Here is a 12,627-nt window from a genome sequence, read left to right on the forward strand (position 1 = left end):
ACTACGCCCCCAGCCTGGTGAGGAGATCCGACAGAGCTTCAACCGCGTTGATCTTCGCGGTCAGGAAGTGGTCCGGTTGGTGCTCGGCGTCGGCCACGGCTTTTTCGGGCCCGGCCAGATAGACGCGCGCAATCCCCGCGCCGCGCGCCGCCTGCACGACGCCGGACGCCTCGTCCTGGTAGCGCTTGTCGGTGCCGCAGATGACTGCTGCCGCCGGCGATCCCGCGGCCACCACCGCTGACGCCACACCGTCGACGTCGACCGTTCCCGGGTTGATCGCCTCGATGCCACCGGAAGCCAACAGGTTCGAGGCGAACGTCGCGCGGATGTTGTTCTCGGCCAGCGGGCCCAACGGCAGCAACAGAACCTGGGGCCGGGATCCGATGCGGTGCAGGTACGCATCCGACCGGTCCCGCAGCGCCTCGAATTCCGCGGCGTAACGCACCAGGTTTCCGGCCGCGAGCGGCGAATACGTCGAGTCGCTCTGCGGCAGAGGCGCTTCGGCGAGGTCGGGGAACTCGTTGACACCGGTGACGGCGGTCCTGCGGTGCGCGATGTCGTCGCTGCGGCGGGCGGCCACCTCGGCGATCTGGCCGGCGATGAAGTCGCGGGCTTTCGTGAATCCGCCGTGCGACTCGATGGCCTGGAAATGCGCCCAGGCCTGCTCGGCCAGGCGCAGGGTGAGGTCCTCCACGAACCACGAGCCACCGGCCGGGTCCAACACGCGACCCACGTGTGACTCTTCGAGCAGCAACAGTTGCGTGTTGCGCGCGATGCGACGGGCGAAACTCGTTGCTATGCCTGGGAATCCGCCGTCGATCGCCACGTCGAACGGGAATACCAGCAACGAGTCGGCGCCGCCGACGCCGGCACCGAAGGCGGCCAGGGTGCAGCGCAGCATGTTCACCCACGGGTCGCGCTGGGTCATCATCGGCAGCGACGTCTCGGCGTGCACCACGGCCGCGCCGGCATCCGGCTCGCCGACCACCTCGGCGACCCGCGCCCAAAGATGGCGCGCGGCGCGGAACTTGGCGATCGTCATGAACTGGTCGTCGTCCGCGGCGAACCGGAAGCTGATCTGCCGCATCGCCTCGCCGATCGACAACCCCGCCTCGGTCAGCACCCGCAGATAATTCACCGCGGCCGCGACACCGGCGGCGAGCTCCCACGTCGCGTTGGCACCGAGGTTGTGGAACGCGGGCCCGTCGACGGTGATCGCGCGCACACCGGTGTGACCGGCGGCCCGCCTGGCCACGGCGATCACGTCGTCGATGTTCGGGGCGGGCCGATCACTCAGCGCCGCGCTCAGCGGGTCGCCGCCCAGGTCGATCGACAGGGTGGCGCGCTGCTCGGGTTCCACCCCGTCCGCCAGCGCTAGCGCCACGTCGCTGGCCGCCGGGTAATCGGCCCCGGCCTCGAGGATCAGCGGCGCCATGCTCAGATAGACACCCTCGAGCGCTTCCCCCAGCTGGTCGGCCGCCACGCCCGATTCCCCGATCCGCAGGACCAGGGCGCCGGCCCCGTTGCCGAGTGCGTCCAGCACCGCGGAGTTCACGTCCTTGGCCGCGACGCCGGGCACCGGGGTAGCTGGGACGGCCTCGGCGACCTTCCAGCCGGTCTTGACGTCCCGCAACGCGTCGCCACCGCGCACAAAGGGCCACTCGCCCGGCAGCGGCGGTTCCGACAGTTCGTCCAGGGCGGTGTAGAGCGCGCGGATCGCGACGCCGTCATAGGTCGGGGTTTCCAGCAGCCGCTCGGGCGCGTCCCCTAATTGCTCGGGGTCCTTCCGGGTGCTTTTGGCCAGCACACCGGCGACCGCACTGCGCCAACGCCCGCGAACCTGTTCTAGGTCGGCGAGCTCGGGTACATCAATGGACACCGATTGCTCCCTTTTCCCAGCACTTGGGCTACAACTCTGGGGATACCACTTAGCTACTGAGGCTAATTGATGACCGCTCGTCGCAAAAAACCGCCAGGTGCGGCGAGCGGCCCGATTTCCGGTGAAACACCACCCTCGGGAAACGGCTTATTCATCTGCGGCCCGTACCCTAGGAAGCCGTGACGGGTTCCGCCACCAGCAAAATCGCCGAGACGCTCCACGATCTCGGCTGCGCCATCGGCGTCGCCGCGCGAGGCGTGTCCCGGTCGCGGATCGCCTGGACAGTGGCGGGCATCACAGCGCTGGTGGTGCTGGCGTCGTGGCTGCCGCTCCCCTCGCCCGTGCAGATGCGTGACTGGGCGCAGTCCCTCGGCCCGTGGTTTCCACTGGCGTTCTTGCTCGCCCACATCGTCGTGACGGTGGTGCCCATCCCGCGCACGGCGTTCACCCTGGCGGCCGGACTGCTGTTCGGCCCACTGCTGGGCGTCGCGATCGCGGTGGTCGCCAGCACCGTGAGCGCGATGATCGCGATGCTGCTGGTGCGCGCACTCGGTTGGCGGCTGAATCGGCTGGTGCGCCACCGGTCGATCGACACCGTGGAACAGCGCCTGCGACAACGAGGCTGGCTGGCCATCTTGTCGCTGCGGCTGATACCCGCGGTGCCGTTCTCGGCGCTGAACTACGCCGCAGGCGCGTCGAGCGTGCGGGTGCTGCCCTACGCGGTGGCGACCCTGGTCGGGTTGCTGCCCGGCACCACCGCCGTGGTGGTTCTCGGCGACGCGCTGGCCGGCCACATCAGCGCGCTGCTGTATCTGGTCTCGGCGATCACGAGCGCCCTGGGTCTTACGGGTCTGGTCATCGAGATCCGGCACTTCCGTAGGCACCATCGCCGGGCGCACCGCTCCGTCGACGACGACCGCTCCCCCGAGCCGGCCACCATCGGCTGATCGCCGCCTCAGCCCTGCGTGCAGGATGGGAACGTGTCACGAGATCGATCGTCGCTTCCCACCAAGGTCGCCGGACGGCTGCTGCGATCGCGCCGCCTCATGCGCGCACCGATCTGGATCTACAAAGCCCGGGCGGGCGCCCTGTTCGGTTCCCGCATCCTGCTGCTCGAGCACACCGGCCGCAAGTCGGGCATGCCGCGGTACGCGGCGCTGGAGGTCGTCGACCACTCAATGCCCGACGTCTACGTCGTCGCCTCCGGCTTCGGCCGAAAAGCCCAGTGGTTCCGCAACATCGAAGCCAATCCCCGTGTGCGCGTCTTCGCCGGCAGCCACGCGCCCAGAACCGCCACCGCCCGAGTGCTGACCACCCCCGAGGCCGATCGCACGCTGGCCGCCTACCGGGCCCGCCACGCAAAGGCGTGGGAGCGGATGCGCCCGGTGCTCGAAGACACGCTCGGCGTCCCGATCACCGACACAGACACCCCGCTGCCGCTGGTCGAGTTGCGCCTGGATTAGTTCTGGTCCGGCCCCTTGATCGTCATCGCGGCGACCAGCGCCAGGAACATTGCGGCCGGAAGGCCGTTGACGACCTTGTCGCGCACCCGGACGTGCGCGCCGACGGCCAGCACGAAATACAACGTCAGCATCGCGGTCGTCAGGCGCGCCAGAGCGGGAAAACGGTTGACCGACAGCAATCCGACCGCGGCGGCCGCTTTGACCGCCGGCAGCACGGGCCGGACGTTCTCCGGGAGGCCCACATCGTCCAGGACCTTTTTGATGGGGGCCACCTGGACGCCGCACGCCACCGCGTCGACCGCGTGGAACACGCCGAGCGCCGTGTAGGTCTTCCGGGAACTCAACACACTCATCCCGCAATCCTAGGGAGTGAGCTCGCCCGCCGAGCCATCCGCCGGCTGGCGGGCGATCGCCTCTGCCTTGGCCACGGCCTGGGCGATCGCGGGGTCCGTTTCGGTGGAGAACCAGTCGGCGACGTCGGCGTCGTCGTCGGCGCTGTGCTTCGGGGCGTCCTCGACGGGCGATGGCTGAAATCGGAACACGCCATCCTGGCCCGGGGTTCCCAGCAGCTTGGTGAATCCCTGCAACGCCGCGTTGAAGTCGCTGGGCACCACCCACACCTTGTTGGCGTCGCCGCGCGCCATCTCCGGCAACGTCTGCAGATACTGGTAGGCGAGCATTTCGGGGGTGGGCCGGCCGGCCTTGATCGCGGCGAACGTCTTCTCGATCGCCTTGGCCTGGCCCTGCGCCTGCAGGTACGCCGCGGCGCGTTCACCCTGCGCGCGCAGCATCCGGGACTGCCGGTCGGCCTCCGCGGCCAGGATCGCGGCCTGCTTCGCGCCCTCGGCGGCCAGGATCTGTGCCTGCTTGTTGCCCTCGGCCTCCTTGATCGCCGCCTCGCGCATGCCTTCCGCCGTCAGGATCATCGCGCGCTTCTCGCGGTCGGCCTTCATCTGCTTTTCCATCGACGCCTGAATCGACGGGGGCGGGTCGATGCTGCGCAACTCCACGCGGGCGACCCGCAGCCCCCACCGGCCGGTCGCCTCGTCGAGCACGCCGCGCAGTTGCCCGTTGATCTGATCGCGGGAGGTCAGCGTCTGCTCGAGCGTCATGCCGCCGACGACGTTGCGCAGCGTGGTGGTGGTGAGCTGCTCGACGCCGACGATGTAGTTGCTGATCTCGTAGACGGCCGCCTGGGGGACGGTGACCTGGAAGTACACCACTGTGTCGATGTTGAGGGTCAAGTTGTCCTCGGTGATCACCGGCTGCGGCGGGAACGACACCACCCGCTCACGCAGATCCACCCGCGCGCGAACCCGATCGATGAACGGCACCAACAGCGTCAGTTGCCCGCTGACCGTGCGGCTGTACCGTCCCAGCCGTTCGATCACCGCCGCCTCTGCCTGAGGTATCAGTGCCACGGACTTGGCCACCACGACGATCGCGAAGATCACCAAGACGGCCAGCAGCACCAAACCAGCAACCGCTCCTTGCATCGGACTTCCTTTCGTTATCAGTCCTTGGCAGCTTCGTCTCGCCGCTACAGACTGCTTTTGAAGACCAGCGCTGTGGCGCCGTCGATCTGCATGACGGTGACCGGCTCGCCCGGCTCGTAGACGTCGCCCTCGTTGAGGGGCCGCGCGGACCACACCTGGCCGTCGAGTTTGACCTGGCCCGCGTCGCGCGCCACCCGTTCGAGCACCAGCGCGGTTTTGCCCTGCAGGGCCTCGATTCCCAAGCGCGGCGCCTGCGCCGGCATCAGCCGCCGTTTCAACGGCGGGCGAACGAGCACCAGCAGCAGCACAGACACGACGAGGAACACCGCCCCGTTCGCCCACACCGGAAAATCGGTCACCCAACTGGTCAGCGCGGCGGCCAGTGCGCCCCCTCCGAGCATCACCAGAAATAAATGGCCGGTGAGCGCCTCCGCACCGGCCAGCACCAGCGCGAATATTAGCCAAAGCACCGCGGCGTGCATGCGGCAAGAATACGCGTGATCGGCCTTTGCCGGGCAAAACAACTACACTGCGTGATCGTGTGGTGTCCCAGTGTTTCGCTGTCCCTGTGGGCCAATGCCTGGCTCGCCGGAAAGGCCGCGCCCGACGACGTCTTGGACGCGTTATCCGTTTGGGCGCCAAAGCAATCGGTGACCGCGTATGATGCCGTCGCTGCGGGCCACACCGGCCTGCCCTGGCCCGACGTGAACGACGCCGGGACGGTCACGCTACTGCAGACATTGCGCGCCGCGATCGGGCGACCGACGCCCTCGTGCGGCGGCGCCGGCTTGATGCGCGGGACGATCAACGTGGTTTTGCCGGTGCCCGGCGATGTGCGCGGCCTGGCCCCGGGAACGCAGTTCGAACGGGACGCTTTGGCCGCCGGCGAGGCGGTCATCATCGCCAATCCCCGCAACCCCGGCACCGCCGTGGGCCTGGTGCCCGAATTCTCCTACGAAGACGACGAAGACGCGCCCGAGGACTACGAGACGCGGCTGGCGGAATTGTGCGCGCTGACGTGGACCGTCTACTCGCTGCCCGGCGCACCGGTGCTGGACCACTATGAACTCGGCGACGCCGAATACACGCTGCGTTCGGCCGTGCGCTCGGCCGCCGACGCCTTGGGCGCCATCGGACTGGGAGCCGCGGCCTCTGACGTCGACGACCCGCGCGGACTGGTCGAGCAACTACTGGAATCCGCACGGCAACATCGCATTCCGGACCACGCGCCGACGCGCGCGCTACGGGTGCTCGAGAACGCCGCCCACGTCGACGCCATCATCGCGGTCAGCGCGGGGCTGAGTCGATCGGACTCGGCGGACCGTTTCACCGCGCCCGTCGCCGCCGGCCTGGAACCGTTGGGAACGCAATCCTCATCCGAGGCCCGCATCGCCGGCGATGCGCTGCGACCGCTGACCGCCGTGGTGCGTTCGGCGCGGATGGCGGCCGTGACCGCGATCCTGCATTCGGCCTGGGGCGACTGATCTCGAGGGCTAGCGCCGGCCGGGTAGCGGGCTCGTGCCGGCCGCGCAGTGCGGCGGGCGGCACGGGGCACCGTTGGCGCTGGCCAGGCAACCCGGCACCGGGTCTGGTCCGGTTACCCTCTCGGGCGTCCGGCCGTAGCGCAGTTCGTCGATCAGGTCCGCGGCCAGTTGCGCAAAACGCGGGTGGGCGTTGGGCGTCGAAGCCCGCACCATCGTCACGCCCACCGCCTCCGCCCGGGCCGACAACTCGTTGTCGAGGTCCCACACCACCTCGATGTGGTCGGCCACAAATCCGATCGGGCAGACGATGACGGCCTTGGTCCCGGCCTGCGCCAAGGCGGCCACGTGGTCGGCGACGTCGGGCTCAAGCCACGGAACCTGGGGTGGCCCTGACCGGGACTGCCACGCCAGGTCGTATTCGCGATATCCGGCTGCGGCCGCCACAAGGCTTGCGGCATAGGCGACTTGGCGGCTGTACAGCCGCGGGCCCAGGCGGTCGTCGGCGGCCACCGGGATGGAATGCGCGGTGAACACCAAGCGTGCGCCGGCCTGTTGCGCCGCGGTCAGGGCGCCCGAGGCCGCCCCGATGGTGTCGGCGAAGATATGCACGAACCGGGGATGGTCGAAATAGGGCCGCAGCTTGACCAATTCGGGCGCATCAGGCCCAGCCGCATCGCGCGCCCGGGCGATGTCTTCGACGTACTGCGTGCAGCTGGAATATCCGCTCCACGCCGAGGTGGTGAATACCGCGGCCCGACGAATTCCGTTGTCCCGCATCGTCGCGACGGTGTCTTCGACGTAGGGCTCCCAGTTGCGATTGCCGAAGTAGACCGGCAGGTCCAGGCCACGGGCCTCGAGCTCGGCGCGCAATTGCTCGATCAGCGCCAGGTTGATCCGGTTGATCGGCGACACGCCGCCGAAATGCAGGTAGTGCTCGGCGACGTGGTCGAGACGTTCCGGTGGCACGTTGCGGCCCCGGGTCACGTTCTCCAGGAACGGCCGAACCTGCTCAGGGCCCTCCGGCCCACCGAAGGACAGCAGCAGGACGGCGTCGAATTCCATTGCTGTTTACAATAATTGGGTGCTTGCGCCGCCGTCGGCGTAGATGATGGTCCCGGTCGTCGCGGGCAGCCAGTCCGAGAGCAACGCGCAGACCGTCTTGGCGACCGGCGTCGGGTCCTTCATGTTCCAGCCGATGGGGGCGCGCTGGTCCCAGCCCTCCTCGAGCAGCTGCATCTGCGCGCCGGCCTCTTCGCCGAGCGCACCGCCGACGATGGCGCTCATGGCCAGCGTCCGGATGGGGCCCGCGGCAACAAGATTGGAGCGCACACCGAACTTGCCCGCCTCGCGCGCCACGAACCGGTTGACCGATTCCAGCGCACTCTTGGCCACCGTCATCCAGTTGTAGGCCGGCATCGCCCGGCTGGGATCGAAGTCCATACCCACGATCGAGCCGCCGGCGTTCATGATCGGCAGCGTCGCCTTGGCCAGCGAGGCGTACGAATACGCCGAGATGTGAATGCCTTTGGAGACATCCTCATACGGCGCGTCAAAGAACGGGTTGATGCCCATCCCCGTCTGCGGCATGAAACCGATCGAGTGCACCACACCGTCGAGTTTGTTGCCCTCGCCGATCTCGGCCGATATCCGCTCGGCGAGCGAGTTCAGGTGCTCCTCGTTTTGCACGTCGAGTTCGATCAGCGGCGCCTTCTCCGGCAGCCGGTCGGCGATGCGCTGAATCAGGCGCAACCGGTCGAACCCGGTCAGCACCAACTGCGCACCCGCCTCCTGGGCAGCCTTGGCGATGTGAAAGGCAATCGACGAATCGGTGATGATTCCGGAGATCAGAATTCGTTTGCCGTCGAGCAGTCCTGCCATGTCCGTCCTTAGCTCTGGTTTGAAGATTGGGTGGTCAACTCAGTGGCCCATGCCCATGCCGCCGTCGACCGGGATGACCGCGCCGGCGATGTAGCTCGCGTCCTCCGACGCCAGAAAGCTGACCACCCCGGCGACCTCCGCGGCCGTGCCGACCCGCTTCGCGGGGATGAACTCCAGGGCCCCGGCCTGAATCCGCTCGTCCAGCGCGCGGGTCATCTCGGTGTCGATGTAGCCGGGGGCCACCACATTCGCGGTCACCCCGGCCTTGGACAGTTCCCGGGAGATCGAGCGGGCCATGCCGATGAGACCGGCTTTGGACGCGGCATAGTTGGACTGGTTGCCGATGCCCCAGCTGCCGGAGACCGAGCCCACGAAGATCATTCGGCCGAACCGCTTCTTCTGCATGCTGCGCGAGGCGCGCTGGGCGACCCGGAACGCCCCGGTGAGGTTGGCGTTGATGACCTTCTCAAACCTCTCCTCCGTCATCCGAATCAAGAAGGCGTCGGCGGAGACCCCGGCGTTGGACACCAGCACCTCCACCGAACCCTGGTGTTCCTCCACCTCTTTGAAGGCGCGATCGACGGCGTCGTTGTCGGTGACGTCACACTCGACGCCGAACAGTCCCTCCGGCGCTCCGGAACCCCGGTGCGTAATAGCCACCTTGTGGCCGTCGGCGGCCAGCCGCTGCGCGATCGCCAGCCCGATCCCGCGGTTTCCGCCGGTGACCAGGACTGAACGGGATACGAATGGCGGCTTGCCGCCGTTGGCGGCGGGTTCGGTGGCTTGCTCGGTGGCGATGTCAGTCACCCGGCCAACTTATCGCCTTGGCCGTCCCCGGCTGCAATCGGCTCAGTCCGACCGCATCGCCGAGGGCGGCACAACGTCCCCGTAGGATCGCAGGTACATGGCCGACCAGTCGACCCGTTCTCCGTCCACCGCCCAAGCCGCGAAGCTCTTTGCCGCGTGTGCTGGCGGCCTGCTAATCCTGCTGTTGCTGCGCAACAGCGATTTGTTCACTCGCGCCATCTTCGAAGCGGGCGACCCCGCCTCCAACTCGATGCTCACCCTCGAGGCGAAGCACTTCGCGTTGCTGACCGGCCACTACTCGCGGGTCGGCTTTCACCATCCGGGTCCGGCGTTCTTCTACGTTCAGGCCGCCGGCGAATGGCTGTTGCACGACGTCACGCACCTAGTTCCGGCGGCCTACAACGGGCAGGTGATTGCGATCATGGCCCTCAATGCCGCCCTACTCGCGCTCGCGCTGGTGACCCTCTACGGATGGATGGGCTCGTTACCCGCGGTGTTGACCGCTGCCGGCGTCTTGCTGATCTTCGTCGCACTGCACAAGCAGCTCGTCTGCTCGACCTGGATTCCCTACGCCTGTTTCGCGCCGTTCCTGCTGCTCCTGTTCGCGGTCGCCTCGGTTGCGGCCGGACGGCTGCGCCACCTTTGGGTCATGGTGCTCGCCGGCGGCCTGCTGGTACACGGGCACGCCGAGTTTCTGGTTCTGGTGCCGCTGCTCGCACTGGTCGCATTGATTCCGCAGCGGCGCAGGCTGCTTGCGCACCGCCGCGACCTGCTGGTCGCTGCCAGCGCGCTGGCGTTATTCCTGTTGCCGATTGTGCTGAATGAAGTCCTTCACTGGCCGGGAGAGATCCCAAAATACTTCGCCTATGGCCACCGCGCGCCGAATTCTGCAATCGATGCAGCGCGGTTCCTCATCCAGTTCTGGGGCCCGACGACCTTGCTGGGCTCGCTGGTGTTGCTCGTCCTGTTCTGCGGGAATTTCGCGCTGATCCGCGCCCTGCCGGACTCGGCGGGCAGCGCGTCGCGCGACTTCTCGGGTCGCCTGTTATTGGTCACCGGCGTCGCCACCGTGTTGGTCGGCCTCTACTCCTGGTATGGGGTGGATCAACTCTTTGCGGCTTACATCGGCACCTTCTTTTCCGCGCTGCCGGCGGCATTGCTCATGCTCGGCTCGTCGATGGTTGTGCTGACCCTGCGGCACCAACCCTGGCTAGGCCGACTTCCGGTTACCGCGGCCGGATTGAGCCTGGCGGTGGCGGTAGCCCTCGCGCTCACGACACCGGGTCTGCGCAGGGACCGCGACGAGCTGAGTGGCGTGCCCACGGCACTCGACTACCTGGCCGCGCACGCCCGCGGTAAGCCGATTGTGCTGGAGACCCGCACCGACGAATCGTGGGCCGACGCGCTCGCCCTCCTCGTCGCCACCACGCGGGACGGACACCGCGCCTGCTTGGCGCAAGATCGCTGGCGGCTCCGGGCAACCCCGCGGTTCATGTGCACGCCGCAGGAGCTGACCGGCGGCGCGCGCTTCGTCCTCAGCCGCGTCGACCCGGTGTCACCGGGGACTCCGGTGGTGCCGAATCTCAATCCGATTCCGGCGTCCTATCCGCCCTCAGAGGTCATCGCCGCCGGCTGAGAGTGGCCTCCGGGGGACGCAGCGTCAGGTCGGCAGACGCCGGTTGATCAGCAGCGCCGCCAGCGCCGCCAGCGCCAACACCAATGCGCCGAGCCGCACCCAGCCGACGCTGGCATCGCCCTTGATGGTCTCGTAGCCGATCTGCTGCTGTAGCGTCGCGTACACGGATTTCAGTTCCTGCAATGACCCTGCGCTGTAGGCATTCCCACCCGAAAGCTGGGCGACCTTCTTCAGCGTCTCGTCGTCGACGGGCACCGGCTGGCGCTGGTCATTGATCTCGACGAAGCCGTACGGGGTGCCGAACGAGATGGTCGAGATCGGCACGCCCTGGTCTTTGGCGGTGCGCGCGGCGGTGAAGGCGCCCTTCGGGTTGTCCGGGTTGGTCGGCATCGTCTCCTTGCCGTCCGAGAACAACACGATGCGTGCCGGAGGCGGTTTGTCGCCACCGCCGATCACCGCTCCCACCGTCGCGATTGCCTGCAGCGCGGTGAAGATGCCCTCCCCGGTGGCGGTGCGGTCGGCGAACTGGAGCTTGTCCAGCGCCGTCTTCGTCGATTCCCGATTGGTGGTCGGCGACACCAACACCGTCGCGGTCCCCGCGTACGCGATCAGCCCGAGGTTGATGCCGGGGGTCAGTTCGTCGGCGAATTGCTTTGCGGCCTCCTGTGCGGCCGCCATCCGGTTGGGCTCGACGTCGGTGGCGCGCATGGACTGCGAGACGTCGATGACGAGCATCACCACCGCACGGTTGCGGGGAATCCGGACGTCGTTCGTCGGACCCGCCATCGCGATGGTGAACAGCACCAGCGACGCGATGAGCAGAATCGCCGGCAGGTGCCGCCACTTGGGCGGCCTTTTGGGGGCGACGCTTTCCAGCAGCTCCATGTTGGCGAACCGCAGCATGCGCCGTTGCCTCGCCAGCTGCATCAGGATGTAGAGCGCGGCCAGCCCGAACACGACGAGCAGGAACAGGAAGAACCACGAATGTGCAAAGCCCGACAACGATATTGGGCCGAGTAACGGCAGTGTCACTGCCGCCCTGCCAATGCGCCGCGCCGGCGGGATTCGACGAACCGCACGATGTCGGCGATCCAGTCGCGGTCGGTGCGCAGTGTCAGTATCGGGGCCCCGCAGCTGCGGATGGTGCGCGCCACATCGGCGCGGTGCGCTGCGGCGGCCTTGGCGAAATCGTCGCGCAGCTGGGCGTCGATGGTGAATTCGCGGGTGACGCCGGACTCCGCGTCCTGCAGCACCACGTCGCCGATGTCGGGCAGCTCGACGTCACGGGGGTCGAGCACCTCGACGGCCAGCACCTCGTGCCTGGCCGCGACGGCGCGCAGCGGCCGCATCCAGTTGATCGGCCCCAGGAAGTCGCTGATGATCACCGCCATGCCGCGGCGGCGTTCCGGGCGGCGCAACGCGTCGATCGCCGTTGCCAGATCGCCCCGCACTCCGACGGGAGCGCGCGGCGTGGTGGCGATGGTGCGCAGCAGCGTCTGCTCGTGCTGGCGCCCGGATCGGGCGGGCACCCGGGTGATGTTCGCGCCGGTGGACACGATCGCGCCGAGCCGATTTCCGCCCCCGCTGTTGAGGAAGGTGATCGCCGCCGCGGCCGCGACGGCCAGGTCCCGCTTCTCGCACACGGTGGTACCGAAGTCCAGGCTGGCCGACATGTCGACCACCAGCCAGGTTTCCAGCTCGCGGTCGGCGATCATCTGCCGCACGTGCGGGTGCATCGTCCGCGCGGTGACGGCCCAGTCCATGCGCCGGACGTCGTCGCCGGGCTGGTACTCGCGCGACTCCCCCGGCTCGGAGCCCGGACCCGGGATCAGGCCGAGGTGATCGCCGTGCAACACACCGTCGAGCTTGCGTTTGACGGTGAGCTCGAGGGTGCGCAGCGCCGCCGCCAGCTTCGGGTCAACGATCTGACCCCGCTGCATCGACGGCGGATGGGCAGCCGCCGCGGTCCCGCCCGCGGCGGATC

The 12,627-nt window shown here is 68.1% G+C and carries 13 protein-coding genes; 4 read left to right on the top strand and 9 right to left on the bottom strand.

From position 1 onward, the window contains the following. Position 1: 1 nt before the first annotated feature. The gene (gene mutA / locus AC5Y4H_RS05330; protein ID WP_499979216.1) at positions 2-1,879 is read right to left on the bottom strand and encodes a methylmalonyl-CoA mutase small subunit; all 1,878 of its coding nucleotides are present in this window, start codon (positions 1,877-1,879) and stop codon (positions 2-4) included. Between the two features lie 179 nt (positions 1,880-2,058). Here mutA and AC5Y4H_RS05335 point away from each other — a divergent pair, with 179 nt between their 5' ends. Together AC5Y4H_RS05335 and AC5Y4H_RS05340 are read left to right on the top strand one after the other, a co-directional pair. Further along, positions 2,059-2,826 carry a TVP38/TMEM64 family protein gene (locus AC5Y4H_RS05335; RefSeq protein WP_499979218.1) on the top strand — a complete coding sequence of 256 codons (768 nt, stop codon included), beginning with the start codon at positions 2,059-2,061 and terminating at the stop codon, positions 2,824-2,826. Between the two features lie 33 nt (positions 2,827-2,859). Then, positions 2,860-3,342, top strand: a complete 483-nt coding sequence (locus tag AC5Y4H_RS05340) for a nitroreductase family deazaflavin-dependent oxidoreductase (RefSeq protein WP_499979219.1) — start codon at positions 2,860-2,862, stop codon at positions 3,340-3,342. On the opposite strand, the gene AC5Y4H_RS05345 is transcribed toward AC5Y4H_RS05340, so the two are convergent. From AC5Y4H_RS05345 to AC5Y4H_RS05355, 3 genes are read right to left on the bottom strand one after another with little or no spacing between them, the layout of a single operon-like run. Then, positions 3,339-3,695, bottom strand: coding sequence for a DoxX family protein (locus AC5Y4H_RS05345; RefSeq protein ID WP_499979220.1), 357 nt, complete (start codon positions 3,693-3,695; stop codon positions 3,339-3,341). The two genes, AC5Y4H_RS05340 and AC5Y4H_RS05345, sit on opposite strands and share 4 nt — an antisense overlap. Before the next feature lie 9 nt (positions 3,696-3,704). Further along, positions 3,705-4,838, bottom strand: a complete 1,134-nt coding sequence (locus AC5Y4H_RS05350) for an SPFH domain-containing protein (protein ID WP_499979222.1) — start codon at positions 4,836-4,838, stop codon at positions 3,705-3,707. A 44-nt stretch (positions 4,839-4,882) separates the two neighbouring features. Continuing rightward, positions 4,883-5,320 carry an NfeD family protein gene (locus AC5Y4H_RS05355; protein WP_499979224.1) on the bottom strand — a complete coding sequence of 146 codons (438 nt, stop codon included), beginning with the start codon at positions 5,318-5,320 and terminating at the stop codon, positions 4,883-4,885. A gap of 57 nt (positions 5,321-5,377) precedes the next feature. Between AC5Y4H_RS05355 and AC5Y4H_RS05360 the strand changes: the two genes are divergently transcribed. Then, the gene (locus AC5Y4H_RS05360; protein WP_499979225.1) at positions 5,378-6,322 is read left to right on the top strand and encodes an Rv1486c family protein; all 945 of its coding nucleotides are present in this window, start codon (positions 5,378-5,380) and stop codon (positions 6,320-6,322) included. A 9-nt stretch (positions 6,323-6,331) separates the two neighbouring features. On the opposite strand, the gene AC5Y4H_RS05365 is transcribed toward AC5Y4H_RS05360, so the two are convergent. From AC5Y4H_RS05365 to fabG1, 3 genes are read right to left on the bottom strand one after another with little or no spacing between them, the layout of a single operon-like run. Next, the gene (locus AC5Y4H_RS05365) at positions 6,332-7,384 is read right to left on the bottom strand and encodes a ferrochelatase (protein ID WP_499979226.1); all 1,053 of its coding nucleotides are present in this window, start codon (positions 7,382-7,384) and stop codon (positions 6,332-6,334) included. A gap of 6 nt (positions 7,385-7,390) precedes the next feature. Continuing rightward, a complete protein-coding gene (gene inhA, locus AC5Y4H_RS05370) occupies positions 7,391-8,200 on the bottom strand; it encodes an NADH-dependent enoyl-ACP reductase InhA (RefSeq protein WP_499979228.1) in 810 nt (269 codons plus the stop codon). A 39-nt stretch (positions 8,201-8,239) separates the two neighbouring features. Continuing rightward, the gene (gene fabG1, locus AC5Y4H_RS05375; protein WP_499979229.1) at positions 8,240-9,007 is read right to left on the bottom strand and encodes a 3-oxoacyl-ACP reductase FabG1; all 768 of its coding nucleotides are present in this window, start codon (positions 9,005-9,007) and stop codon (positions 8,240-8,242) included. Positions 9,008-9,104: 97 nt separating this feature from the next. On the opposite strand from fabG1, the gene AC5Y4H_RS05380 reads away from it, so the two are divergent. Continuing rightward, entirely contained in the window at positions 9,105-10,643 is a 1,539-nt protein-coding gene (locus AC5Y4H_RS05380) for a hypothetical protein (RefSeq protein WP_499979231.1), read from the top strand. A gap of 24 nt (positions 10,644-10,667) precedes the next feature. Here the strand turns inward: AC5Y4H_RS05380 and AC5Y4H_RS05385 are convergent, their stop codons facing one another. Beyond that, the gene (locus AC5Y4H_RS05385) at positions 10,668-11,675 is read right to left on the bottom strand and encodes a VWA domain-containing protein (RefSeq protein WP_499979232.1); all 1,008 of its coding nucleotides are present in this window, start codon (positions 11,673-11,675) and stop codon (positions 10,668-10,670) included. Beyond that, positions 11,672-12,583, bottom strand: coding sequence for a DUF58 domain-containing protein (locus tag AC5Y4H_RS05390; protein ID WP_499979556.1), 912 nt, complete (start codon positions 12,581-12,583; stop codon positions 11,672-11,674). Before AC5Y4H_RS05390 ends, AC5Y4H_RS05385 begins: the two co-directional genes overlap by 4 nt. Between the last annotated feature and the right edge of the window lie 44 nt (positions 12,584-12,627).

It is taken from the genome of Mycobacterium sp. NGS58, from assembly GCF_059812385.1.